Source organism: Actinoplanes sp. NPDC020271 (assembly GCF_044388125.1).
GTDB lineage: Bacteria > Actinomycetota > Actinomycetes > Mycobacteriales > Micromonosporaceae > Actinoplanes.
Genome location: NZ_JBIRWQ010000005.1, coordinates 237,434 through 262,386, shown reverse-complemented (window position 1 = coordinate 262,386; position 24,953 = coordinate 237,434). Strand labels below are relative to the sequence as shown.

The following is a 24,953-nucleotide window of genomic DNA, read 5'->3' as shown; positions in this document are numbered from 1 at the left end:
CTCATGGTCGTTCCGCCGCTGGACTGGTGCGGCTCGCGTTCACGCCTTGGCCGGCACGACGACCGTGCCCACCGCGGTCACCGCCACGATCGGCTCGTCGAGCACCGCCGCCGCGGACCCGCCCGTGCCCCGGCAGACGACCGTGGAGGTGAACTCGATCCGCCGGCTGCGCGTGCCCATGTGCACCACCGTGGCGGTGATCTCCAGGACGTCGCCGGCCTGCACGGGCGCCTTGAACTGCACGTCGTCGTAGGAGGCGAACAACCCCTCGTCGCCGTCCAGCTGGATGCAGACCTCGGTGGCGACGTCGCCGAACAGCCCGAGCGAGTACGCCCCGTCGACCAGGTTGCCCGCGTAGTGCGCGTGCGAGTAGGGGACGTAGCGCCGATGCCGGACAGTGATCATGATGTGCTCCCCGTCAACGCGTGGACCAGGTAGGAGGCGACCTCACGGGGCGTGGTGCCGCGGCTGAAGATCCGGTCGACGCCGAGCTCACCGGTCATCAACTCGTCGAAGCGCGGCCCGCCGACGATCAGCAGCGGACGTTTACCGGCCGGCAGCGCCTCCCGGAACGCCGCCGACATCGCCTTGGTGTTGTGCAGGTGCGCGTCACGCTGGGTGACCACCTGGGAGACCAGGACCGCGTCGGCCTTCTTCTCCCGGGCCGTCTCGACCAGGTCGGGCACGGACACCTGCGCGCCCATGTTCGTCACCGACAGCTCGGAGTAGTACTCCAGGCCCTTCTCGCCGGCGATGCCCTTGAGGTTGAGGATCGCGTCGATGCCGACCGTGTGCGCGTCGGTGCCGATGCACGCCCCGACCACGTTGAGCCGCCGCCGCAGCCGCCGCTTGATCGCGGCGTTGACCTCCTTGGCGCTGAGCAGCGGGTAGTCGCGCTCGACGACCTGCACCTGCTCGGTGTCGACGAGGTGGCCGACCTTGCCGTAGACGACGAAGAACGTGAACCCGTCGCCCATCTGCTTGGCGTGCACGAGCATCGCCGGGTCCATGCCCATCTTGGCGGCCAGTTGCAGCGCGGCACCCTCGGCCCGTTTGTCGTGCGGGATCGGCAGGGTGAAGGAGAGCTGCACCATGCCGTCGCCGGTGGTGTCCCCGTAGGGCCGGATGATGCTCACTCCAGGGCCTCCGTGACCGGGTTGTAGTAGTCGGCCTCCTGCTCGGCCACACCGTCGAGGCCCTTGCCGCGGTCGGCGGGACGCTTCATCAGGCCGAACGTGCCGTCGGCGATGGCGTCCATCAGCGTGTCGTCGACGATGCGTTCCAGCAGGTCGATGGCCTCGCCGAGCACCTGGTTCGCGCGGCCGCGGATGAACGGGCCGGGCACGAAGTCCTCGTGCAGGTTGCCGGCGCCGTTGAGCACGTACTTCACGTTCTGCAGGGCGATGTCGCGGTCGGAGAGCCACGGCGTCACCACGGCCTCGGTCATCATGCCGACCAGCAGGATGCCCTGGCCGGTCAGCGCGCCGGCGAGGTTGAAGAAGCCGTCGAGCAGGTTGCCCCGGAAGACGTCACCGGTCATGTGCTTGGTGGGCGGCATCCACTTCAGCGGCGCATCGGGGAACAGCTCGCGGGCGAGCAGCGCATGCGCCAGTTCGAGGCGGAACGAGTCGGGCAGATCCGGATTTATCTCGAACGCGTGTCCCAGCCCGAGCTGCCAGTCCTCCAGCCCGGCCTCGTGCGCGAAGAACTCGTTGAGCAGCTGAGAGACGGTCACCGTATGAGCGGCTTCGACCGCGTCCGCCGTGGTCAGGTAGTTGTCCTCGCCGGTGTTGATGATGATCCCGGCGCGGGCGTGGACCTGACGCGAGAACCTCTGGTCGACAAATGTCCGGATAGGGTTGATATCTCGGAACAAAATGCCGTACATCGAGTCGTTCAGCATCATGTCCAGGCGTTCCATACCCGCCAGCGCGGCGATCTCCGGCATGCACAGACCGGACGCATAGTTGGTCAGACGGATGTATCGACCGAGTTCGCGGGAAGTCACGTCCAACGCCGCCCGCATCAATCGGAAGTTCTCCTGCGTGGCGTAGGTGCCCGCGAACCCCTCCCGGGTCGCGCCCTCGGGCACGTAGTCCAGCAGCGACTGCCCCGTCGACCGGATCACCGCGATGACGTCCGCGCCCGCCCGCGCCGCCGCCTGCGCCTGCGGGATGTCCTCGTAGATGTCCCCCGTGGCGACGATCAAGTAGATCCACGGACGTTGCGCCGGGTCGCCGTACCGCCGAATCAGTTTTTGTCTTTCGGCTCTTCGCCGATCGACGATCCTGAGCCCTCCGGCGGCGGCCTTCTTCGCCTGCCGCCGGGCCGCGGCGACATCCGCTTTCTTGTCCGGTACGTCGAATCGCACCGACCCGGCCGCGGCTTTCTGCGCGAGCACGGTGAGGTCCTCGACCCCCGTCGCCAGGGCGGCGTGGAACACCGGCACCGCCACCCCGTGACCGAGGCCGACGTCCGCACGCACGGCGTCGACCAGGCGGTTCACCCAGGGGATGCCGTCGGAGTCGGCGCCGTGCACCCCGGCCAGGCGCAGCACCGCCCGCTCCACCGACACGGTGGTGTGCGACCGCGCGAGGTCGACGACGGGCTGCCCGGCCTTCGCCGCGAGCGCCCGCGCCCGCGCGACGATGCGCGGGTCAAGATCCAGCTTCCCGGCCAACGTCAGTTGTCTCCTAGTTCTCGTAGATGGTGTCGCCGTGCAGCACCGTGCGCCGGCAGACCGGCCGCTCGGGCACCACGCCGTCGATGTCGGGCAGCAGCGCGGGCAGGCCCTCGACCACGCCACCGGGGGTGTCCCAGGCCGCGAACGTCGCCGACGCGCCGGGCGCGAGCACCCCGACGCGGCTGACGCCGGCCGCCCGCCAGCCACCGCGGCTGCCGGCCGCGAACGCCGCGCGCACCTTCATCCGGTAGACCGGGTTACGCGGCGCGGCGGCGGCCACGACCATCGCCCACGGGTCGAGCGCGGTCACCGGCGAGTCCGAACCGAAGGCCAAGGCCACCCCGGTCGCGTGCATCGCCCCGATCGGGTTGCTGGCCAGGGCCCGGTCGACGCCGAGGCGCTGGGCGTACATCCGGTCGTTGCCGCCCCACAGCGCGTCGAAGACCGGCTGCACCGAAGCGATCACGCCGAACTCGACCATCCGGGCGATCATCGCCTTGTCGATCAGCTCGACGTGCTCGATCCGGTGGTTGCCCTCGCGCAGCTGGTCGACACCGACCTGCTTGGCCGCGATCGCGAACCCGTCCAGGACGGTGTCGATCGCGGCGTCACCGATCGCGTGGAAGCCGCCCTGGAAACCGACCCGGATGCAGTCGAGCAGGTGCGCGCCGACCTGCTCGGCGGTCAGGAACGCCTCGCCGCAGCCGTGCTCACCGTCGTGGTACGCCGAGCGCAGCGACGCCGTCCGCGGCCCGAGCGCACCGTCGGCGTAGAGGTCGCCGGCCGCACCGGTCGCGCCCAGCTCCCGCGCCTTCTCGGCGCCGCCCAGCTCACCCCAGTAGCCGAAGACCTGCGGAAACCCCTGCGCCGACAAGGCCAGCACCGACTGGAAGTCGGCCTCGCTCGACGTGCCGGGACCGCCGCACTCGTGGACCGCGGCGATCCCCATCGACGCGGCGCGCGACAGTGCGGTCCGCTGCGCCGCGGTGCGCTGCGCGGGGGTCAGGGCGCCGAGCGCGACCGCCCGTACCGCGTGATGGGCCTGCTGCCGGACCCAGCCGGACGGGTGATAGCCCTCCACCCCCTCGGCCTCCGGCAGCAGCGACGAGCTGACCAGCGCGGAATGCACCGAGGCCTGCGAGAGATACACCTTGCGGCCCTCGGCGGCCCGGTCCAGCTCGGCCGCGGTCGGCGGGGTCTGCTCGGTCCAGGCCGACTCGTCCCAGCCGTGCCCGTGCACCACCCCGTCGGCCGGGCGGGTCCGCGCGAACGCGGCCACCGCGTCCAGCACCTCGCCGGCCGACGCGGCACCGGACAGATCCAGGCCGTCGAAGGCCAGACCGGTGTCGGTGGCGTGCAGGTGCGCGTCGACGAACGCCGGGGTGACCAGCGCGCCCTGCAGGTCGACGGTGCGGTCGGCGGCCGGGACGTCAGCGATGTCACCCAGCCACTCGATGGTGCCGCCCCGCACCACCATCGCGGTGGCGCGCGGCTCGGCAGCGGAGTAGAAGCGACCGTTGGTGTAACGGACCACGGGAATCGTCATGCGGATCAGTCTCCCGCGATCCGCTTCTCGAACAAGGCTCGCACCGCGGGCGTGGTCCGCAGCAGGTCGACCGCGAAATCCGCGTGCCCCGGCACGTAACCGTTGCCGACCAGCATGGTCACGTCGGCGGCCAGGCCCTCGGCGCCGAGCGCGGCCGCGGAGAAACTGGTCGCCATCGAGAAGAAGATCACGGTGCCCTTCTCCGCGGTCGCCAGGATCGCGCCGTGCTCGCAGCCGGGCACGTCGACGCAGACGACCGTGATGTCCGCTCCCCCGGCCTTCTGTGCGACTTCGACCGGATTGCGGGCGTCGGCAATCGCGATCTCGTCGGCGACCCCGGCCTGCGCCAGCGCGTCGCGCTCCGCTTCGGAGACGACGATCGCTGTGGTACGGGCACCCGCGCGCTTCGCCGCCGCCAGGCTCAGTGATCCGCTCTTGCCGGCGCCGCCCAGCACGAGCACGGCCGGTTCCCGATAGTTGCGGACGACCCGGTCGACCAGCGCGGGCGCCCCGCACACGTCGTAGACGGCCAGCGCCAGCTCAGCGGGCAGATCGTCCGGCAGCACCCCGACGATCGAGCGGCCGAACAGAATCGCCGTCCCGTCCGCCGGCACCTGCTCGGACCGCCCGTCCCAGTTCGCCAGCCCGTCGGTGATCCTCAGGGGCGTCAGGGTCAGTGACACCAGGGTCGCGACCCGATCGCCCTGCTTCACCGGCAGCGGCGACTCCGGCCCGACCTCCTCGACCACGCCGATCAGCATCCCGCCGGAGCCGGTCACCGGGTTGTGCATCTTGCCGCGCGTCCCGACGATCTCCAGCACCTCGGCGCGGATCTTCGCACCGTCTCCGCCATGTTTCTGCGCGAGCTGACGAAAGCTGGCAGCGTCGAGGTTGAGCCGCTGCACGCGGATGCGCACCTCGTCCGGGCCGATCTCCGGGCTCGCGTCCAGGCGCCACGCGGCCTGGGGCAGCACCCCCGCCGGTTCGATCACCCGGTGCAGACCCACTGATCCCGCCATCAACAGCTCCCTCACGTTAAACCCTTGCCCACAGGTGCCGCTACACCGTAAATCTTCCGTAGCCCGGGTTTCTAGACCGAAGATTCTCCAGTACGTTAGTGCACCTACTGAGCTAGCTTCAAAATCTTGAACTTCAGTTTTGGGAGGGCACGGTGTCGTCCGAACAGCCTTACGAGTACCAGCGGCGCGAGCTGGTCGAGCCCGATTGGACCCGGTTCCCCGGCTGGCGTGACGTCACCGCTGCTCAGTGGCAGTCCGCCCAGTGGCAGCGCGTCAACTGCGTGAAGAACGTGAAGCAGCTGCGGGCCGTGCTCGGCGACCTCGTCGACGAGTCGTTCTACACCGACCTGGAAGCCGACCAGGAGCGCCTGGCCACCATGTCGATGCTGCTCCCGCCGCAGATGGTCAACACGATGGTGCCGCACGAGGTGCCCGACACGGCGTCGTTCTACGCGGATCCGGTGCGCCGCTACATGCTGCCGGTCGCCACCGACCGTCACCTCGACTGGCCCTCGCACCCGAACGCGAGCCGCGACTCCCTGCACGAACACGACATGTGGGTCGCCGAAGGCCTCACCCACCGTTACCCGACGAAGGTGCTGGCCGAGCTGCTGTCGACCTGCCCGCAGTACTGCGGGCACTGCACCCGGATGGACCTGGTCGGCAACAGCACGCCCACGGTCCCCAAGCTGAAGCTGATCCAGAAGCCCGTCGATCGGTACGCCGCCCACCTCGACTACCTGAAAGCCCATCCCGGCGTACGGGACGTGGTCGTCTCCGGCGGCGACGTCGCCAACGTGCCGTGGAAGCAGCTCGAGGCGTACCTGATGGGTCTGCTCTCCGTCCCCACCGTCCGCGACGTGCGCCTGGCCACGAAAGCACTCATGGGCCTGCCCCAGCACTGGCTGCAGGACGACGTGGTCGAAGGCATGCACCGGGTCGCCGTCACCGCGCAGCGCCGCGGCGTCAACCTGGCCGTGCACACCCACGTCAACCACGTGAACTCGCTGACCCCGACAGTCGCCAAGGCGGCACAGGCCCTGCTCGAGATCGGCGTGCGCGACGTGCGCAACCAGGGCGTCCTCATGCGCGGCGTCAACGCCACCCCGGAAGACCTGCTCGACCTGTGCTTCGGGCTGCAGGGCGAGGCGGGCATCCTGCCGTACTACTTCTACATGTGCGACATGATCCCCAACGCCGAGCACTGGCGGGTGCCGGTCTGGCACGCCCAGCAGCTGCAACACGACCTGATGGGATACCTGCCGGGCTACGCGACGCCGCGGATCGTCTGCGACGTGCCGTTCGTCGGCAAACGCTGGGTGCACATGGTCGCCGAATACGACCGGGAACACGGCATCTCGTACTGGACGAAGAACTACCGCACGTCGATCGAGAAGGACGACAGCGAGGCGTTGTCGAAGCTCTACGCCTACTACGACCCGATCGACACGCTGCCGGCCGCCGGTCAGGAATGGTGGCGCAAACAGCAGGAACTGGTTGTCGCTTGATTTTTTCCACGAAAAAGGGGCCCCATCGTGCGGGGCCCCTTTTCTCGTCGATCAGCTGAGGGCGTCACGAACGTCGCGGCCCGCGTCCTTCACGTGCTCACCGGCCTGCTTGGCGTGCGCGGAGGCCTCCTGGGCCTCACCCTCGGCGTAAAGGCGCGGGTTGTCGGTCGCCTCGCCGACGCCCTGCTTCGCCTTGCCGGTCAGCTCCTCGGCCTTGTTCTTGACCTTGTCGGTGAAGCTCATAAGTCAACCCTCCGTAGTGTCGTATCAGCGGGTGCCTGTGATCTTTTGAATTCCCGACCGGCCTGATTCCGAAACAGCGACGCGACCCGCGACAGCATATGATCACGGTCGTGGATGCTTTCGCCGACCGGGCCTCGTCCTTCGGGACGGCCGCTGATGCCTATGAGCGCGGGCGTCCGCCGTACCCGGAGAGCGCCCTTGATTTTCTCCTTCCCCCGGGCTCACCGAAGGTCCTCGACCTCGGCGCCGGCACCGGAAAACTGACGCGGCAGATCCGGGCCCGCGGGCTCGACGTCGTCGCCGTCGACCCCTCCGACGGCATGCTCGGCGAGCTGCGGCGCGCCGTCCCCGAGGTCGGCACGCACGTCGGCACCGCCGAGAACATCCCGCTGCCGGACGCCAGCGTCGACGTGGTGCTGGTCGCGCAGGCCTGGCACTGGGTCGACCCGGCCCTCGCCGTGCCCGAGATCGCACGCGTGCTGACCCCCGGCGGGCGGCTCGGCCTGATCTGGAACCTGCGCGACGAACGCACCGACTGGGTCAAGCGCCTCGGCACGATCATCGGGCGGGAGGAGCGGCGCGAGACGACGGTGGGGCCGCCGTTCGGGCCGATCCGGGCCGACACGTTCGGATGGACCCACACGGTGCAGCCGGACGAACTGCTCGACCTGGTCGCGTCGCGCAGCCGCGTCATCCTGCTGCCCAAGGACGAACGGGCGGCCCTGCTCGCCCAGGTCCGGCAGCTCACGTCCACCCATCCGGCGCTGCTCGGGCGCGACACCTACGCGCTGCCGTACCTGACCCAGTGCGCCTACGCCGACCTGGCCGATCGATAAGGTTCACGGTATGAACGTCGACGGGTACCTGCGCAGGCTCGGGCTCACCGCACTCGCCGGTCAGGAACCCAGCGTCGACGGACTGCACGCGCTGCACACCGCCCACGCCGAACGGGTGCCCTACGAGTGCCTGGAAATCTGGCTCGGACGGCCGACAACCATCGAAACCGGCGATTCGGTACGGCGGATCGTCGCCGGCCGGGGTGGCTACTGCTACCACCTGAACGGGGCGTTCTCCGCACTCCTGGCCGCCCTCGGCTACCGCGTCACCCGGCACGTCGGCGGCGTCCAGGGCAACGACTCCCAGCCGGCCGAGATCAACGCGAACCATCTCGTGCTGACCGTCTCCGGGCTGCCCTCGGCGGACGCGCCCGACGGGTCGTGGCTGGTCGACCTCGGCATGGGCGACGGGCTGCACGCGCCGTTGCCGCTGGTCACCGGGGACTACCAGCAGGGGCCGTTCCGGTACACACTGCGGCCGTCCGTGGTGGAGCCCGGCGCTTGGCGCTTCGATCACGACCCGGCCGGATCGTTCCTGGGGATGGACTTCCGCTCCACGGCAGCGGACATGGCGGCGTTCGAAGCCCAGCACCGGCATCTGTCGACATCACCGGAGTCCGGCTTCGTCCGCGTCGCCACAGCCGCCCGGCGCGACCCCACCGGCGTGGACATCGTCCGCACCCTGATCCTGACCCGGGTCGGCAGCGAACCCCGGCGGGTCGAACTGACCAGCCGAGGCGACTACTTCACGGCGATGGCCGACGTGTTCGGCCTGACGTTCACCGACGTCAGCGCGGCCGAACGGGACGCGCTGTGGTCCCGCCTGGCCGGCGCGCACGAGGAGTGGCTCGCCCGCCAGCCCGCCTGACACTGCTCACCCCACCCGGCCCAGTTGACCAGCCGGTCCGCCCGACCGCCGGCCGATTCGACCGCCCGGTCCGCCCGACCGCCGGCCGCCCGACCGCCTGGCCCGCCCGACCGCCTGGCCCGCCCGACCGCCGGCCGACCCGACCGCCGGCCATTCGACTGCCGGGCCGGGTGACCGCTTCCGGTTTGCGGCCCGGTGTCCCTTCCGCCGCTTGCCGGGGCGCGCCGGGATCTGATCGGATGGGCGAAGCATCGCGTGTCGGCGGCGGGCTGCGCCGGGCATGGAGGTGTGGAACCGAAGGGACCGCCCACGTGGCCTCCCCCGCCGGCGATCGTGTCGCCGCTCTCCGCAAGCAACTCACGGCCTGATCACCGGAATCCTCGACCGCATCGCCGAACTCGGCAAGGCTGACCCCGCCGAGGTCGGCCCGGAACTGGACGGCCTGGCCGCCGTCATGGAGTCGCACTTCCGCTTCGAGGAGCGCGCTCTGCCGGAAGCCCTCGACGCAGGCGTACCCGTCGACGGCTGGTCCGATCCCGTCCTCCGCCTGAAACCCCCGCAGCCCACCCCGTAGCCGGAGCCCCCGCCTGCGGCGGCCCGCCCAGTCGCGGGCCTGACGATCCTCCTCACCCGAACGCTGCCGCCGAACCCGGCCTGCACCGTGATCCCGGCCCTACGAGAACGGTCAGCCGCCCACCCACGCTGCATCATCCGGCCAGCGCGACGAGGACTCGCTCGCAGCGGGCCGGGTCGATGGTCAGGCCCCGCTCGTGACCCCACAGCCAGTAGTCGACACAGCGGGTCACGACCCAGCCCAGTGCCCGCTCCGGGTCCAGGCCGGCAACGTCGATCAACAGCGCGAACAAACGGCGGATGTCGGCGAGGGAATGCAGGTCGTCCGCGCGATTCCACATCAGCTCGGGAATCGAATACTCCGGAGCGCCGTGCAACGGACGGGGATCGACCGCAAGCCACGGTTGACGTGAGCCGGCGAGCACATTTCCGTAGTGAAGATCGGCGTGGATCAGAACATTCTCACCGGCGTAGAGCAGCCCCGGACCGTACCCCAAAGCCTGGGAGAGAAAGCGGCCGGGAACAGGCCGGCCTTGCCGGCGCTGACGCTCGGGCAGGGTTTCCGCGATCGCCGGCAAGCCGGGCAGGCCCGGAGGAGGCGGAATCGCCAGTGTGCGGATCAGCCGGGCGGCCAGCCGGGCGGCCTGCTCGACCGGCAACGTGTGCAGCGACCGGGTGGGATCCAGACGCTCCAGCAGCAGCGCGCCCGGCTCGGACTCCAGCAGCTCGACCGTCCCGCGACCAGCCCAGGCACGCAGGCCGATCGCCTCGTCGGCGGTCGTCGCGTCCTGCGGGGCGCTCAGCTTCAGGACCAGTGGACGACCTTCCCGGGTCACCATCAGGACCAGGACTTGAGCGCCGTGCAGGGGCTCGGCATCATCCAGGGTCAGGCCCCACTCGGCGAGGAGACGGGCAGCCCGGGAAGGTAAGGAGGCGACCCACTCGCGGCCGGAATCACCGTCGACATGAGCCCGCCATTGTGCGAATCTCGCCGGCACCACGATCCGGCTCACCTCGGCTGACATGCCCGGAACGCTATCCGAATGGAAAGATCACCCGCACCGGCCGAAAAGCCCGGGCCGAAAGTATGGGGCGCCGATCGGACACGATCACGCCGGGCTCGGCAACGGACTGCTCAACTGGGCGGCGACAAAAGCGAAAGCCGCAGGGACGACCGTGCTCCAGTACGCAAAATTGTGCTCGCCCGGCCCGAAAGTGCCCGCCACCGGCTCGGACGGCAATTCGCGGCGCAGCGCCCGGATGTTCGCGAACAGCGGGTCACTTCGACCGCACCACAAGCCGATCGGTGTGCCCGTCAGCCGCTGCACGTCGCGGAACACCACGTCCCCGGGCACGACCGCCGGGGAGAACGCCGCGACCGCCCGGACGAACCGCGGGAACGTCTCGGCCAGCAGAAACGCCCCGTACCCGCCCATCGACCAGCCCCATGCCGCGAGCCGCCCGGTGTCGTAACCGCGCGCGGCGCACCAGGCCGGCACCTCCTCGTGCAGCATGCGCTGGGGGTCGTCGCGCTCCCCCGGCTGCCAGGCCAGCCGGTCCCCGGTCGCGCCGGCCAGCACGAACGGCGGCGCACCGCGATTGACCGCATCGGTGAGGAACCGGCCGAGCCCCAACGCCTCGAAGTCCGCCGGACGTTTCGAACCACCGTGCAGGATCAGGCAGACCGGCAGGCCCGAACCGTCGCCGTGACCGGCCGGCACCGCCGTGTAGAAGTCGACGGTCGTCCCCCGGGCCTTTGAATACCGCAGCTCACAGCGTTCCGGGCCGGGCGGCACCGACGGCACGGCCAGCGGGGCGACGGCGGGGCGGCCGGATCCGTACGCCCACGCGCCGATCGCCGTCGAGGCCGCCACCAGGGACGCGGCCAGCAATGTGCGTCGTCGCAAGATCGTCCGCCCTTCGCTCGTGTCGTGAGGACAACGCGCGCCCGGCGGGGCCCGACACGGGTCCGGGATCAGTCCACGGTGCGCCCGGCGGGATCCGGGCAGGTCAGTTCGAGATCTTCAGCGGGTGGCGCGCAGCCCTCGATCGGATGCGGGCTCGGCGTGCGGGGCGTGGCTTCGGTCGCGTCCATGTCTCGCAGCGTGCCACTCCGAGGCGGGCTGCGGCACAGTCTGTCCGCGCATCCTAGGAGGCTAGGTCATAGCAACCGCTACGGCCGCGGCTCGGGCGATCAGATCAAGACGAGACGCGACCGAGGACGGACCACACGACGCTCGGCACCACACTGCGCGCCAGGGCAGCCCGAGTTTCCACGGCCGGCTCCACGGGACTCACTCCACGGCCGGATTCGCGTGCACCGGCCGTACCAGCAAAGGCTCTTATTCTTCGCCGGCGGGCGGCGCGATCCGCGGCGGGCGATTCTCGTACGGCGTGGACAGCACCACCGTCGTCCGCGTCGTGACGTTCGCCGCCGTGCGGATGTCCTGCAGCAGTCGTTCCAGATCAGCAGGGCTTTTCACCCGCACGAGGAGCATGTAGAAGTCCTCCCCCGCCACCGAGTAACAGGAATCGATCTCGGTGAGGTGCGCCAGCCGCTCGGGCGCGTCGTCCGGCTGCGACGGATCGAACGGACGGATCGCCACGAACGCGGTCAGCGGCAGATTCAACGCCTCGTAGGAGACCTTCGCCGTGTACCCCGAGATCACGCCGCGCTGCTCGAGCCGGCGGACACGCTGATGCACGGCGGAGACGCTGAGGCCCACCCGTTCGGCCAGGTCGGTGTAGGACAGCCGCCCGTCCGCGGTCAGGGCCGACACGATCGCCCGGTCGATCTCTTCCACGCCGGTAAGAGTAACGACCGGGCGAACCGGACGCGTCAGCCGGTCAGCGAGCGGGCGATCACCATGCGTTGGATCTGGTTGGTGCCCTCGACGATCTGCAGCACCTTGGCCTCGCGGAACCAGCGCTCGACCGGGTGATCGGCGACGTAACCGTAGCCACCGAGCACCTGCACGGCGTCGGTCGTCACGCGCATCGCGACGTCGGTGGCGAAAAGTTTCGCCTTCGCCGCCTCGATCGAGAACGGACGCCCGGCATCCTTCCGGCGGGCGGCCGAGATCAGCAGCGCACGGGCGGCGGACACCTGGGTGGCCATGTCGGCGAGCATGAACCCGACGCCCTGGAAACGGCCGATCGGCTGGCCGAACTGCTCACGCTCCCGCGCGTAGCCGACCGCGTAACTCAACGCGGCCTGGGCCAGGCCGACCGCACACGCGGCAATGCCCAGACGGCCCGCGTCCAGGGCTTTCATCGCGATGGCGAAACCCTGGCCCTCCTCGCCGACGACCCGGTCGTGCGGGATCCGGGCGTTGTCGAGGACGATCTGCGCCGGCGCCGACGACCGCAGGCCCATCAGCCGCTCACGTGCCTGCGGGAGCAGACCGGGGGTGTTCGCGTCCGCCAGAAGGCAGGAGATTCCCTTCGCGCCCGGACCGCCCGTACGGCAGAAAATGTTGTAGAAATCGGCGGAGCCGCCGTGCGTGATCCACGCTTTCGTCCCGTTGACCAGCCAATCCTCGCCGTCGGGCACGGCTCGGGTGGTCAGGCCGGCCGCGTCGGAACCGCCCTGCGGCTCGGAGAGGCAGTAGGCGCCGAGCAGTTCGCCGCCGAGCATCTCCGGCAGCGCCTTGCGCTGGCGCTCACTGCCGAACTCGGCCACCGGGAAACACGACAGCGTGTGGACGCTGACGGATTCGGCGATGCCCAGCCAGGTTCCGGCAAGAATCTCCAAGACCTGAAGATAAATTTCGTACGGCTGACCGGCGCCGCCGTCACTTTCGTCATACGGCAGGCCGAGCAGGCCGGAGCGGCCTATCGTTCGCAGGACCTCCCGCGGGAACTCGCCGCGCGCCTCGAAGTCGTCGACCTTACCGGCCAGCTCACGGGTGGCGAGCTCATGGGTGAGGTCGAGCAGGTCGTATGCCTCAGGGGTGGGAAGCAGTCGATCCACGGTCACCCCGTCAGCTTAACGCTCGTTCAACTCCGGGAACAGCGAGCCCGCCGTGATGGCACGTGAAACCCCATGACAGGCCCGGCCATCAGCTCGGCGCCGGCTCGGCGGGGCTCGCGATCGGCGCCGCGGGCCCGCTCGTCCAGCGGGCCCGGTCCGGCTTCCCCAGGGCCGGAGAAGCCGGCGGAAGGCCCCGACATCTTTCAGGCGCCCGGTGTGACCAGGCCCGTCTCGTACGCGAGGACGACCGCCTGCGCCCGGTCACGCAGGTCGAGTTTGGCGAAGATGCGGGCGACGTGGGTCTTGACCGTCGCCTCGCTGAGGGTGAGCGCCGACGCGAGTTCGGCGTTGGACAGGCCACGGCCGAGGAGCGTGAGCACCTCCATCTCGCGCGGGGTGAGCGGGGACAGGTCGCGGTGCACGGCCGGCTGGGCGTTGGCGAAACGCTGCACCAGGCGGCGGGTGATGGTCGGGGAGAGCAGCGCGTCGCCGGTGCCGACCAGGCGGACCGCCGCCGCGAGGTGGTCGGCGGTGACGTCCTTGAGGAGGAAGCCGCTGGCGCCCAGGGCGAGCGCCGAGTAGACGTACCGGTCGAGGTCGAAGGTCGTGAGCATCAGCACCCTGCACCCGGGGCTGCGCGCGAGGATCCGCCGGGTGGCCTCGAGACCGTCCATGACCGGCATGCGGATGTCCATCAGGACGACGTCGGGGCGCAGACGGCGCGCGGCGTCGACAGCCTCGGCGCCGTCACCGGCCTCACCGGCCACGTCGATGCCGCGGGCGGTCAGGATCAGCCGGAAACCGGCTCGGATCAGCTCCTGGTCGTCGGCGATCAGGACCCGCGGTGACGTCATGACCCCTCCACCGGGATGCGCGCCCGGACGCGGAACCCCCCGCCGAGCCGGCGACGGGCGTCGAGGTCACCGCCGTACACGGAAACTCTTTGCCGCAGGCCGAGCAGACCGCGACCGGTGCCGGGACCGCTCGCATCAGCCGCCGGGGGTTGATCGGCGCCGGTCAGGACGCTGGGACCGCTGGTCAGGACCTCGACGCGCAGGGCGCGCCCGGTGTAGCGGACGGTGACCTCGGCCTTGCCGCCGGCGCCGTGCTTCAGCGCGTTGGTCAGCGCCTCCTGGACGATGCGGTAGGCGGTGACGTCGATGCCCGACGGCAGTGGACGCGGCTCCCCGGAGATCCGCACCTCGACCGGCAGGCCGGCGAACGCGATCCGGTCGACGAGCGCGCCGAGGGCCCGCAGCGTCGGCTGCGGAGCGAGATCAGAATCGGACTCGACACCGTCGGCCCGGGGCGCGAGCAGGCCCAGCAGATGCCGCAGCTCGGTCATCGTGGTGCGGCCCGCTTTCTCCACCTCGGCCAGCGCCGCGTCCGCCGCCCCGGGCAGCGTGGTCAGCACCTCACGGGCCGCGGCGGTCTGCACGACCATCACGCTCACGTTGTGGCTGACGATGTCGTGCAGCTCACGGGCGATGCGCGCGCGTTCCTCACCGACGGCGGCCCGCGCGGCGCTCTCCCGCTCCCGCTCCAGCAGCCAGCCGCGCTCGCCCAGGTCGCGGGCGTGCCGGTGCCGGGTGCGAACCAGCGCAACCCACAGAACAGCAGCGATCGCACCCGCCACCGCCGGCGCACCGGCGAGCCACACTGTCCCCACCTGACACACCTTTGCAGACGGTCGCCGGGGGCACATCATCCTGTGCTCCTACCCGGCATACATCCCCAGGACCAGGACCACGGGATGTCAGACCAGGGCCCGATGCCATCGACGTACGGCGTTTGTAGCGTTCCGGCCATGACGACGAGTGAGACGGTGGTGCGCCTCGACGGCGTGCGCAAGGAGTACGGGGAGACCGTCGCGCTGGACGGGGTGTCCCTGGAGATCCGCCCGGGTGAGGCGGTGGCGGTGATGGGCCCGTCCGGCTGCGGGAAGTCCACGCTGCTCAACATGATCGCCGGGCTGGACCGGCCGACCGCCGGCACCATCGAGGTGCACGGCGAGCGCGTCGACGCGATGAACGAGACCGGGCTGGCCCTGTTCCGCCGCCACCACCTCGGGATGATCTTCCAGTTCTTCAACCTGCTGGACGATCTGCCCGCGCTGGACAACGTGGCCCTGGCCGCCCAGCTGACCGGCAGCAAGACCGGGCCGGCCCGCAAACGCGCGCTGGAGTTGCTCGACGAGCTGGGCATCGCCGACCGGCGCAACGTCTACCCGGCCGCGCTCAGCGGCGGCGAGCGGCAGCGGGTCGCGGTGGCCCGCGCACTGATGAACCGGCCGGCGCTGCTGCTGGCCGACGAGCCGACCGGGGCGCTCGACTCGAAGGCCGGCGAGCAGGTGATGGACCTGCTGCTGGATCTGAACCAGATCGGTCAGACGCTGCTGATGGTCACACATGACGAGCGCCTGGCGCACCGCTGCGCCAGCCGGTTGATCGAGATGAGCGACGGGCAGATCGCCCGCGAGTCCGTGCTGGAGAAGGCATGAACGACCGGAGGGAGTTCGTCATCGAGCTCAGCCGTTCACCTCATGATGACGCGGAGCGAAGCGGAGCGGCAGCATGACGGCGGTCTGGCGGGCGGCGCGGGCGGCGGTACGCCGCCGGAAGCTGCAGACGTTCCTCATCGGCCTGGTCGTGCTGCTCTGCAGCGGCACCACCGTGGTCTCGCTGGCTCTGGTGGACGCGTCGTCCGCGCCGTTCGACCGGGCGTTCGCGGCCCGGCACGGCGCGCACGCGATCGCGGCGTTCGATGCGGGCGTGGTCGGCGAGCCGGCGCTGACGTCCGCGCTGACCGGGGTCACTGCGACGGCCGGCCCGTTCGGTCAGACGGTCGTCGTCCCGGAGAACGATTCCGGTCTCGTCCGGGGCAGGAGTCCGCTGACGGTGGTCGGCCGGGCCGATCCGGGCGGGGCCGTCGACCAGCTCGACCTGTGGGAGGGTCGCTGGCCGGCCGCGCCCGGCGAGATCGTGATGGCGGCGACCCGGGATCCGGACTTCGCGTTCGGCCCGCTGGCCAAGACCACGGAGATCGTCTCGAACGGGGTCACGCTGAAGGTGGTCGGGTTCGCCGAGTCGATCAGCTCCTCGGCGGACGCCTGGGTGACCCCCGCGCAGATGACGGCGCTGCACCCGACCGGGCTGCAGATGCTGTACCGGTTCTCCGGGGACGTGTCGACGCGGGACGCGGTGAACGCCCGCCTGGCCGGGGTGACCACGGGGCTCCCCGCCGGCGCGCTGATCGCCGCCGAGCCGTACCTGACCGTCAAGGAGAAGTCGGCCGAGGACCTCGGCGTCTACCTGCCGCTGCTCGGCACGTTCGGCGTGCTCGGCCTGCTGGTCGCGGTGCTGATCGTCGGCAACGTGGTCAGTGGCGCGGTGGTCTCCGGATTCCGGCACATCGGCGTGCTCAAGGCGATCGGCTTCACGCCACGCCAGGTCGTCGCGGTGTACCTGCTGATGGTCTCGGTGCCGGCGGTGGCCGGGGCGGTCCCGGGCGCGGTGCTCGGCGCGCTCGGCGGCCAGGCCCTGATCGGCGAGGCGTTCCGCGGGTTCGGCTTCGGTGACACCCAGGTCCGCTGGTGGGTGTGGCTGACGGCGCTGGTCGGCATCCCGGCGATCGTCCTGGTCGCGGCGCTGCTGCCGGCTCGGCGGGCGCACCGGCTCTCGGCGGCCGAGGCGATCAGCGCGGGCAGCGCCCAGCGGCGTGGGCGGGCACTACGTGTCCAGCGGGCGCTGAGCCGGTCACGCCTGCCACGGTCGATCAGTCTCGGGCTGGGGCTGCCCTTCGCCCGCCCCGGCCGGACCGCGCTGACCATGGCGGCGCTGCTGCTCGGCGTCACGACGGTGACGTTCTCGGCCGGGCTGGGCGTCACGCTCAACCGGGTCGGGACGATCGACAACCGGGTCGGCGGGGACATCGGGGTGCGCGGGCTCAGCAAGCAGTTCGGGACGCCGACGACCCGCACCGACACGCAGGTCGAGGAGATGCTGCGCGGGCTGCCCGGAACGGCCCGGGTGGGCGTCTTCGCGAACACCGAGCTGACGGTCGTCGGGAGCAGCGGCACATTGCCGGTCAACTTCGCCCGCGGGGACGTGGCCGACCTCGGTTACCGGGAGCAGTTGCTCGCCGGTCGCTGGACGGCCGCGGCGGACGAGATCGTCATGCCGTCGAAGGCGCTGGTGGAGCGCGGTCTGAAGGTGGGCGACCCGATCACCGTCGACTCCGGCGGGCGGCGCACCACGTTCCGGATCGTCGGCGAGACCGTGCGCGGGCCGTCCGGTGCTCCGGGACCGATCGTGCAGTGGCAGGCGCTGGCCACCACGGTCCCCGGCCTCACGCTGGAGGCGAGCGACTACTTCTACCAGGTGCAGCTCGAGCCGGGGAACGACCTGGACCGGTATGTCGGGGAGGTCAGAGCGGCGGACCCCGGCCTGGTGGCCTGGAACAACACCGGCACCGACAGTTTCGAGATCATCGTGGCCGGTTTCTCCACCACGCTCGGTGTGCTGCTCGCCCTCGTCGCCGCGCTCGGTGTGCTCAACACGGTCGCGCTCAACGTCCTGGAACGCCGCCGTGACCTGGGCATGCTGAAGTCGATCGGCATGACGCCACGGCAGGTGGTGGCCATGACGGTCACGTCGATGGCCGCGCTCGGCCTGGTCGGCGGGCTGCTGGGTGTGCCCCTCGGGATCCTCACGCACCGGTTCGTGATCCCGATGGTCTCGTCGGCCGCGCACGTCCGGCTCCCGTCGTCGGTGCTGGCGGTCTGGTCGCCGGCCGTGGCGGCCCTGCTCGTCCTGGCCGGCGTGGTGATCGCGGTGCTCGGGGCGCTGCTACCGGCCCGGTCGGCGGCCCGGCTGCCGATCGCCCGGGTGCTGCACAACGAGTGAAGGGACGTACCCCGTGATCAGCGCGGCCGCCCTAAGATCGTCAACCATGAATCATCGACGCCTGGGACGCAGCGGCCTGCACATCAGCGAGATCACCTTCGGCAACTGGCTGACGCACGGCGAACTGGTCGGCCGCGAGACCGCGCTCGCCTGCATCCGAGCCGCGCTGGACGCGGGGATCACCACGTTCGACACCGCCGACGTCTACGCCCTGGGTGCGGCCGAGGAGGTGCTCGGCGAGGCGCTGCGCCCGGTGCGCCGGTCATCCGTGGAGATCGCGACGAAGGTGTGCCTGCCGACCGGGGACGGCCCGAACGACCGCGGGCTGTCCCGCAAGCACATCATGGAGTCCTGTCACGCCTCGCTGCGCCGGCTCGGCACCGACTACGTCGACCTCTACCAGGCGCACCGCTTCGACGAGAACACCCCGCTGGACGAGACCCTGATCGCGTTCGACGACCTGGTCCGTCAGGGCAAAGTGCTCTACCTCGGCGTCTCGGAGTGGACCGCGAAGCAGATCCGGGCCGCGCTCGACCTCACCGCCGGGCTGGGGCTGCGCAGCCGGATCGTCGCCAACCAGCCGCAGTACAACATGCTGTGGCGGGTCATCGAACCCGAGGTGCTCCCGCTCTGCCGGGACGAGGGCATCGGCCAGGTGGTGTTCCAGCCGCTCGCCCAGGGAGTGCTGACCGGGAAGTACCGGCCCGGTCAGCCGCCGCCGGAGGGTTCCCGCGCCGTCGGCGGCGGGCGCGCGCCGCAGTTCATCCAGCGGGTGCTCGGCGAGGAGCTGCTCGGCCGCGTCCAGCGGCTGCGGCCGCTCGCCGACGCGGCCGGGGTGTCGATGGCCCAGCTCGCGGTGGCGTGGACGCTGCAGCAGGAGGGCGTCAGCTCGGCGATCATCGGGGCGACCCGGCCGGAGCAGGTCACCGAGAACGCCGGCGCGGCCGGGGTGCACCTGCCGGCCGACGTGCTGGCGCAGATCGACGAGGTGCTCGGGGAGCTGGTCGACCGGGATGCGTCGAAGACCGCCCAGATGATGGCGGTCAAGGACGCCTGGAGCCGGGGCCGGTGACGTTGTCGTACTGGTGTGGCAGGGTTTATCCGTGACTCGACCACTGCTGGCTGTTGACGCCCCCAGCCTGTACTTCCGGGCGTTCCACGGCATCCCGGAGAAGGCGGCGCAGACCGAGGCCGGCGAGCCGGTGAACGCGATCCGGGGGTTCCTCGACATGATCGCGCAGTTGGTGCGCACCCGGCGGCCCGATCGGCTGGTCTGCGCGCTGGATGCGGATTGGCGGCCGGCCTGGCGGGTCGAGCTCGTCCCGTCGTACAAGGCGCACCGGGTCGCGCACGACGCGGTGGAGGAGGTGCCGGCCTCGCTGGAGCGGCAGGTCCCGATCCTGCTGGAGGTGCTCGCCGCGGTCGGCATCCCGGCGTTCGGCGTCCCGGGTTACGAGGCGGACGACGTGCTCGGCACGCTCGCGGCGACGCAGCCCGCGCCGGTCGAGGTGGTCTCCGGCGACCGTGACCTGTTCCAGTTGGTCGACGACGCCCGCGGGACGCGACTGCTCTACTGCGGCCGCGGCGTCGCCAAGCTCGAGGATGCCGACGAGGCCCTGGTCCAGGCGAAATACGGGGTGCCCGCGCGCTTCTACGCGGATTTCGCGGCGATGCGCGGCGACGCGAGCGACGGCCTGCCCGGCGTCGCCGGGGTCGGGGAGAAGACCGCCGCGCGGCTGATCGAGCGGTATGGCGGGATTGCCGAGATCCTGGCCGCGCTCGACGACCCGGCGTCCGGGTTCGCGCCGGGCGTGCGCACCAAGCTCGACGCCGGCCGGGATTACCTGGCGAAGGCGCTGCCGGTGTGCCTGGTCGCGAAGGACATGAAGCTTCCCGACTTCGACCCGGCCCTGCCGCGGGAGCCGCGCGATCCGGAGGCGTTGCTGACGCTGGCCGAGCGGTGGAACCTGGCCGGCTCGGCCCGGCGGCTGGTGGACGCGCTGGCCGGCTGAGGTGTCCTCGAAAGTGGCTGCAGCGTGAATGAGTGGTGGTGACCTGTTAGAACCGGTCACCGGTGGGCATCACACAGAGCGGGTACTCAAAACCCCACGCATCACCGCAAATGATGCGAAAGACGTAGAGAACCCCGAAATGATGGGAGACCCCCCGTGATCACACAGGAGCACATTCACACGCTGCAGGGCCGCGACGTCTACGACAACGACGGTGACAAGATCGGCACGGCGGGCCAGGTGTGGACCGACGCTGCCGGGATGCCCACCTGGGTCAGCGTGCGCACCGGCCTGTTCGGGCTGAACGAGTCGCTGGTCCCGCTGCAGGACGCGGATCTGGCCGGCGATCGGCTGGTGGTGCCGTTCACCAAGTCGACCGTCAAGGACGCGCCGAACGTGGACGCCGACCACGACGAGCCGCTGTCGCAGGACGAGGTGGACCGCCTCTACTCCTACTACGGCGTGGACCCGCACGCCAGCTACCAGTCGTACCAGGCCGGCGCGGCGGCGAGCAACGAGTACTACGCCGGCGGCGACTCCGGCTTCGGGGGCGACGCCGACCAGAGCCGCAGCGCCGACTTCGCCCGCGAGACCGATTACCACCAGGGCGCCGGCCAGGGCACCGGCCACTACGACGACGACGCGATGACCCGCTCCGAGGAACGGCTGAACGTCGGCACCGAGCGTGAGCAGACCGGCCGCGCCCGCCTCCGCAAGTACGTGACGACCGAGCAGCAGCAGGTCAGCGTGCCGGTCACCCGCGAGGAGGTCCGGCTGGAGCGTGAGCCGATCACCGGCGCGAACCGTGACGACGCGTTCCGCGGCCCGGACCTCACCGAGTCCGAGCACGAGGTGACGCTGCACGAGGAGCGCCCGGTCGTGCAGACCGAGACGGTGCCGGTCGAGCGTGTGCGACTCGGCAAGGAGTCCGTGACCGAGGAGCGCACGGTCGGCGGCGAGGTCCGCAAGGAGCAGATCGAGGCGGAACTGCCCGGCGACGACCGCCGCCGCCGGCTGGGCTGATCCCGGTCACGTGAAAGCCCTGGCCGTCACCGCCGGCCAGGGCTTCTCACCATCAGGATCCGATTCATCCCGTACGTCGTGAGCACGCCCCTAAGCGGCAGAACGCGCGAGCATGCACACGGCGAGCAGGTGCACCGAAACCCACGACGCGTCGCGCCAGTCCCCGGCCACGGAGGGCGACCAGCCCCGGACGGCGGCGGCGTCGGCGACCCCGTCCGCATATGCCGCGAGGTTCACCGTGGTCACCGCGGCGACCGCCGCCACGATCCGGGCCATGTGCTGATCAAGAACGGCCAGCAGGCCGGGCTCCGGGTCGGCCGGGACCCCGAGTCGCGCCGCCCACTGGTCGAGAGCCAGCTGCGCGCTCGCCGTGACGGTCTCGTGGTCGCGTTGATCCAACTCCATGGCGCCCAACCGTACAAAGCGCCGGAACCCCCGACAACGGTGACGAACCGTCGATGACCGTTCGTCCCCCCGTTTCCAGGCATCCGGCCGACCCCACAAGCCGAAGGCCGTCGCCACGAGCTGAAGCAGGCCGCGGCCGCGCACCGCGGAGCGTGACGCAGGGTCCCGGTGGGCCCGGGCCGCAGCCGCGGGGTGTGGTGGGCCGCAGCCGCGCGACGGGTCAGTTCCAGAGGGCCGCGGGGGACTCGGCGTCGGGGATCAGGAGGTGGGGGGTGCCGGAGCCGGAGGTGGGGACGGACCAGATGTCGGAGTCGCGGGGGCCCCGGCGGACGGCGTACATGACGGTGTTGTCGTCGTACCAGGCGGCCTGGTCGTCGATGCTGCGCGTCTCGGCCAGGTGGGTCCGGCGCATCGAGGCGAGGTCGAGAACGGTGAGGCGCCAGCCCTCGGCCGGGTCGCCGCCGATGGCTTCCTTGAACACGATCCGGTCACCCGACGGGGACAGGGAGGGGCATTCCACGTTCTCGGCGAGCGTGCGGACGGTTTGCGCCGCGATGTCCCCGATCACCAGGTGGCGCTTCCCGTCGGTGGACATCGTGGCGTAGAAGTGCTGGTCGTCGACGAAGGTGACGCCCCAGAAGTTGATGTCGACAGTTTTGCGGGCGCCGGCGACGGAGAACAGTTCGAGCGAATCGACCGTCTCCCCCGTGGCGAAATTGATCATGCCGGCGCGGGTGGAGAACGTGCCACCGTTGTACGAGTCGCCGGTCACGAAGATCGTCCAGGCCAGGACGTTGCCGCTGGGTGACACGCGCGCCCGGTTGGGGACGCCGACCACCGGATACGTCTCCTCGACGGCCAGCGACGAGTCGAGAACGGCCAGTTGGTAGGTGGCGAGCGGCCCGTCCGGACGCAGGCAGATTCCTCGCCCGGCGGCCGCGTAGACCCGTACGCAGTCGAGACCGGACAGCTTGCGCGCGCCGTTCTCCGCACCGCGGGCGACGGTCGCGACCCGCCCGTACCCGGAGGCGGCCGTGTTGCGGAACAGCACCCGCTCCCCCGGCCCGGCGTCGACCGCGGCGGCGGCCGCGGCGGGGACGTCCCCGCGATGTCCGGCGATGATCACGTACGCCACGGCGCCGCCCAGCAGCACCACGGACGCCAGCGCGGCCAGGAGACCACGACGGCGAAGGGACAGGTCAGTGGACACGGGCAGCCCTCAGCAGAACGGCGGAGACCGGCAGCGTCACGAACGCGAGCAGGGCGAACGCGTGGATCGCCCCGTTCGCGCCCGACCACTGCCAGGCGAGACCGAAGAGAACGGACGAGATCAGGTACGCCAGCGCCTGACCGGTCTGCACCAGCGCGAGCCCGGTCGTTCTCAGCTCGGCGGGCAGCAACGGACCGGCGAGCGCCATCAGGACGCCGTCGGTGGAGGCGTAGTACACGCCGTACAGGACAAGAATGGCGACGACCGCGAGCGGGCCGCCGAAGCCGGACCCGAGCAGGAGATAGACCGCGAGGAGGGCGGCATAGCCGCCGAGGACCACGGGTGCGCGCCCGACGCGGTCGGCGAGGTTCCCGAGGGGCATGGCGAGGAGGAGGTACGCGAGGCTGGTGCCGACCGCGAGCAGCGGGAACCATCCCGTGGCGATCGCCGTACGCTTCTGGATGATCAGGTAGACGAAGCCGTCGCCGATCGTGCTCAGACCGAGCAGCACCGCCCCGATCAGCAGCATCCGGATCGGCCGTTGTTTGAGCAGCGCGAACGCGGCGCCGGAGCTGACCGTGTTCGTCGCCGGCCATGGCGCCCGATGATCGCGGACGAAGAGCACGAGGACGAGTACGCCGATCATGGCGACGCAGCCGCTGACCACGAAGACCGAGTCGTAGGCCTGGCCGGACGCGGCGAGGACGGCGAGCGCGACGAGCGGCCCGGCGAACGCGCCCGCGGTGTCCATCGCCCGGTGCACGCCGAACGCCCGCCCGAGCTGGGAGTCGGGGGTGGCGAGGGTGATCAGGGCGTCGCGGGGCGCGGTGCGCAACCCCTTGCCGGCCCGGTCGGCGATGATCGCGGCGCTGATCCACGGTACCGAGGTGCCGGCCGCGAGCAGTCCGAACTTCATCAGCGCGGAGAGGCCGTAGCCGATCCCGGCGACGGTCTTGCGGCGCCGCGCCCGGTCGGCGACGTACCCGCCGACCAGGCGCAGCAGTGCGGTCGCCCCGGTGTAGAGGCCGTCGACCAGCCCGTAGACGGCGGGGCTGAGCCCCAGCCCGGCGATCAGGTACAGCGGCAGGATCGCCGAGACCATCTCGCTGGACACGTCGGTGATCAGGCTGACGGCGCCGAGGGCGAGGACCGTGCCGGCGAGACGCTTGGTGCGGTCGGCCCGCCCGACGGCCGGCCGTTCCACCGAGGCCAGATACATGTGGTTACTGCCAGACGTCCGTGATCGGGGAGACGCTCGCCGCGCCGCCGAGGGCGGACAGGCCGTACGCGGATTCGATCGTCCGCAGCACGGTGTAGTGCGTGATCTTCTCGGTGTAGGTGCCGACCTTGACGTTCGCGCCCACGAACGCGGTGTAGATGTGGTTGAGCGAGAGCGAGTTGTCCTCGTCGAACGTCACGATCAGCAGGCTGTTGTGGGTCTTGGCCCATTGGGCGTACGCGTCGAGGTTGTTCTTGAGCCAGGTGTTGCCCGTGCTGATCGAGCAGTCGTGCATGTCGTTGCACATGTCCGGCGTCACGAACGCGACGGTCGGGAGCTTGGTGTAGTCCGCCGGGAAGGTCGAGTACCGGACGTTGCTCGCGGCCGGCACCGTGCTGAAGTCGACCCAGCTGTTGTGCTTGCGCCGGTACGTGCCGCTGGAGCAGCCGGTGTACCCGTCCGACGGCATCGCCTCGGAGTAGCCCTTGAACGTCTTGCCGGCCGCGATCAGCTGGGCGCCGAGGTTGCCGGTGGTGAACGTCTTGGGGCAGTCGTCGTTGGTCACGCCCTGGGTCGCGCCGGAGAACAGGGCGATGTAGTTGGGCTGGCTGGGGTGGGTGATCGCGTAGGACTGCGTGAACTTCGCGCCCTGGCCCGCCAGGGTGGTGAAGTACGACGCCGAGGACGCGGTGATCTGCGAGGACGCCTTGTTCTCGAACATCACCAGGACGATGTGATCGAAGGCCGGGACGCCGGTCGCGGCCTGGGCCTGCGGGGATGCGGCGGTGACGCCGGCACCGAGGAGAGCGAGGGACGCGAGTGCGATCCCGATACGCCGTAGGGACATGCGAAGTATCCTCAGCAAGATCATGGACGCATTTGGACACGGCACGTGGCGCAAAGGTTAAGAAATGACGTCTGTCTATTGATT

General features: G+C 70.6%; 25 protein-coding genes. 9 read left to right on the top strand and 16 right to left on the bottom strand.

Annotation, left to right across the window (positions count from 1 at the left end; genetic code table 11):
• Window positions 1-39: 39 nt before the first annotated feature.
• Genes ACH442_RS13970 through ACH442_RS13950 form a run of 5 tightly spaced genes read right to left on the bottom strand, consistent with a single transcriptional unit; the run spans window position 40 to window position 5,248 of the window.
• Window positions 40-405 carry a hotdog domain-containing protein gene (locus ACH442_RS13970; RefSeq protein ID WP_396338353.1) on the bottom strand — a complete coding sequence of 122 codons (366 nt, stop codon included), beginning with the start codon at window positions 403-405 and terminating at the stop codon, window positions 40-42.
• Window positions 402-1,136, bottom strand: a complete 735-nt coding sequence (locus ACH442_RS13965) for an OAM dimerization domain-containing protein (protein WP_396338352.1) — start codon at window positions 1,134-1,136, stop codon at window positions 402-404. The genes ACH442_RS13970 and ACH442_RS13965 overlap by 4 nt, the downstream gene beginning before the upstream one ends.
• The gene (locus ACH442_RS13960; protein WP_396338351.1) at window positions 1,133-2,680 is read right to left on the bottom strand and encodes a lysine 5,6-aminomutase subunit alpha; all 1,548 of its coding nucleotides are present in this window, start codon (window positions 2,678-2,680) and stop codon (window positions 1,133-1,135) included. The genes ACH442_RS13965 and ACH442_RS13960 overlap by 4 nt, the downstream gene beginning before the upstream one ends.
• Before the next feature lie 13 nt (window positions 2,681-2,693).
• Complete coding sequence (locus tag ACH442_RS13955) at window positions 2,694-4,229, bottom strand: amidohydrolase (RefSeq protein WP_396338350.1); 1,536 nt, start codon at window positions 4,227-4,229, stop codon at window positions 2,694-2,696.
• A 5-nt stretch (window positions 4,230-4,234) separates the two neighbouring features.
• Entirely contained in the window at window positions 4,235-5,248 is a 1,014-nt protein-coding gene (locus ACH442_RS13950) for an L-erythro-3,5-diaminohexanoate dehydrogenase (protein ID WP_396338349.1), read from the bottom strand.
• Between the two features lie 152 nt (window positions 5,249-5,400).
• Between ACH442_RS13950 and ACH442_RS13945 the strand changes: the two genes are divergently transcribed.
• Window positions 5,401-6,756 carry a KamA family radical SAM protein gene (locus ACH442_RS13945; protein WP_396338348.1) on the top strand — a complete coding sequence of 452 codons (1,356 nt, stop codon included), beginning with the start codon at window positions 5,401-5,403 and terminating at the stop codon, window positions 6,754-6,756.
• 51 nt (window positions 6,757-6,807) lie between these two features.
• On the opposite strand, the gene ACH442_RS13940 is transcribed toward ACH442_RS13945, so the two are convergent.
• Window positions 6,808-6,999 (bottom strand): CsbD family protein, encoded by a 192-nt coding sequence (locus ACH442_RS13940; RefSeq protein WP_396338347.1) that lies wholly within the window; start codon window positions 6,997-6,999, stop codon window positions 6,808-6,810.
• A gap of 110 nt (window positions 7,000-7,109) precedes the next feature.
• On the opposite strand from ACH442_RS13940, the gene ACH442_RS13935 reads away from it, so the two are divergent.
• The 3 genes from ACH442_RS13935 (at window position 7,110) to ACH442_RS13925 (ending at window position 9,277) form a co-directional block, all read left to right on the top strand.
• Window positions 7,110-7,835: a class I SAM-dependent methyltransferase gene (locus tag ACH442_RS13935; protein WP_396338346.1), complete on the top strand. Its 726-nt coding sequence runs from the start codon at window positions 7,110-7,112 to the stop codon at window positions 7,833-7,835.
• Between the two features lie 10 nt (window positions 7,836-7,845).
• Entirely contained in the window at window positions 7,846-8,703 is an 858-nt protein-coding gene (locus tag ACH442_RS13930) for an arylamine N-acetyltransferase (protein WP_396338345.1), read from the top strand.
• Window positions 8,704-8,983: 280 nt separating this feature from the next.
• Complete coding sequence (locus ACH442_RS13925; protein ID WP_396338343.1) at window positions 8,984-9,277, top strand: hypothetical protein; 294 nt, start codon at window positions 8,984-8,986, stop codon at window positions 9,275-9,277.
• A 133-nt stretch (window positions 9,278-9,410) separates the two neighbouring features.
• On the opposite strand, the gene ACH442_RS13920 is transcribed toward ACH442_RS13925, so the two are convergent.
• From ACH442_RS13920 to ACH442_RS13895, 6 genes are all read right to left on the bottom strand, one after another.
• Window positions 9,411-10,301 carry an aminoglycoside phosphotransferase family protein gene (locus ACH442_RS13920; protein ID WP_396338342.1) on the bottom strand — a complete coding sequence of 297 codons (891 nt, stop codon included), beginning with the start codon at window positions 10,299-10,301 and terminating at the stop codon, window positions 9,411-9,413.
• Between the two features lie 84 nt (window positions 10,302-10,385).
• The gene (locus tag ACH442_RS13915) at window positions 10,386-11,183 is read right to left on the bottom strand and encodes an alpha/beta hydrolase (protein ID WP_396338341.1); all 798 of its coding nucleotides are present in this window, start codon (window positions 11,181-11,183) and stop codon (window positions 10,386-10,388) included.
• Window positions 11,184-11,618: 435 nt separating this feature from the next.
• Entirely contained in the window at window positions 11,619-12,080 is a 462-nt protein-coding gene (locus ACH442_RS13910) for an Lrp/AsnC family transcriptional regulator (RefSeq protein ID WP_203740266.1), read from the bottom strand.
• A gap of 35 nt (window positions 12,081-12,115) precedes the next feature.
• Entirely contained in the window at window positions 12,116-13,255 is a 1,140-nt protein-coding gene (locus ACH442_RS13905) for an acyl-CoA dehydrogenase family protein (RefSeq protein ID WP_396338340.1), read from the bottom strand.
• A 197-nt stretch (window positions 13,256-13,452) separates the two neighbouring features.
• The gene (locus ACH442_RS13900; RefSeq protein WP_396338338.1) at window positions 13,453-14,103 is read right to left on the bottom strand and encodes a response regulator; all 651 of its coding nucleotides are present in this window, start codon (window positions 14,101-14,103) and stop codon (window positions 13,453-13,455) included.
• The gene (locus ACH442_RS13895) at window positions 14,100-14,909 is read right to left on the bottom strand and encodes a sensor histidine kinase (RefSeq protein ID WP_396338599.1); all 810 of its coding nucleotides are present in this window, start codon (window positions 14,907-14,909) and stop codon (window positions 14,100-14,102) included. The genes ACH442_RS13900 and ACH442_RS13895 overlap by 4 nt, the downstream gene beginning before the upstream one ends.
• Before the next feature lie 147 nt (window positions 14,910-15,056).
• On the opposite strand from ACH442_RS13895, the gene ACH442_RS13890 reads away from it, so the two are divergent.
• The 5 genes from ACH442_RS13890 (at window position 15,057) to ACH442_RS13870 (ending at window position 21,188) form a co-directional block, all read left to right on the top strand.
• Window positions 15,057-15,749, top strand: coding sequence for an ABC transporter ATP-binding protein (locus tag ACH442_RS13890; RefSeq protein ID WP_396338337.1), 693 nt, complete (start codon window positions 15,057-15,059; stop codon window positions 15,747-15,749).
• A gap of 73 nt (window positions 15,750-15,822) precedes the next feature.
• Window positions 15,823-18,153 (top strand): FtsX-like permease family protein, encoded by a 2,331-nt coding sequence (locus ACH442_RS13885; protein ID WP_396338336.1) that lies wholly within the window; start codon window positions 15,823-15,825, stop codon window positions 18,151-18,153.
• A 46-nt stretch (window positions 18,154-18,199) separates the two neighbouring features.
• Window positions 18,200-19,225: an aldo/keto reductase family protein gene (locus ACH442_RS13880; RefSeq protein WP_396338335.1), complete on the top strand. Its 1,026-nt coding sequence runs from the start codon at window positions 18,200-18,202 to the stop codon at window positions 19,223-19,225.
• Between the two features lie 31 nt (window positions 19,226-19,256).
• Entirely contained in the window at window positions 19,257-20,165 is a 909-nt protein-coding gene (locus ACH442_RS13875) for a 5'-3' exonuclease H3TH domain-containing protein (protein ID WP_396338334.1), read from the top strand.
• 156 nt (window positions 20,166-20,321) lie between these two features.
• Entirely contained in the window at window positions 20,322-21,188 is an 867-nt protein-coding gene (locus ACH442_RS13870) for a DUF2382 domain-containing protein (RefSeq protein ID WP_396338333.1), read from the top strand.
• A gap of 90 nt (window positions 21,189-21,278) precedes the next feature.
• On the opposite strand, the gene ACH442_RS13865 is transcribed toward ACH442_RS13870, so the two are convergent.
• The 4 genes from ACH442_RS13865 to ACH442_RS13850 all read right to left on the bottom strand — a co-directional run bounded on the left by ACH442_RS13865 (window position 21,279) and on the right by ACH442_RS13850 (window position 24,869).
• Window positions 21,279-21,593 carry a DUF6401 family natural product biosynthesis protein gene (locus tag ACH442_RS13865; protein ID WP_396338332.1) on the bottom strand — a complete coding sequence of 105 codons (315 nt, stop codon included), beginning with the start codon at window positions 21,591-21,593 and terminating at the stop codon, window positions 21,279-21,281.
• A gap of 220 nt (window positions 21,594-21,813) precedes the next feature.
• Window positions 21,814-22,803 carry a hypothetical protein gene (locus ACH442_RS13860; RefSeq protein ID WP_396338331.1) on the bottom strand — a complete coding sequence of 330 codons (990 nt, stop codon included), beginning with the start codon at window positions 22,801-22,803 and terminating at the stop codon, window positions 21,814-21,816.
• Complete coding sequence (locus ACH442_RS13855) at window positions 22,793-24,022, bottom strand: MFS transporter (RefSeq protein ID WP_396338330.1); 1,230 nt, start codon at window positions 24,020-24,022, stop codon at window positions 22,793-22,795. Before ACH442_RS13855 ends, ACH442_RS13860 begins: the two co-directional genes overlap by 11 nt.
• A gap of 4 nt (window positions 24,023-24,026) precedes the next feature.
• A complete protein-coding gene (locus ACH442_RS13850) occupies window positions 24,027-24,869 on the bottom strand; it encodes an alkaline phosphatase family protein (RefSeq protein WP_396338329.1) in 843 nt (280 codons plus the stop codon).
• Between the last annotated feature and the right edge of the window lie 84 nt (window positions 24,870-24,953).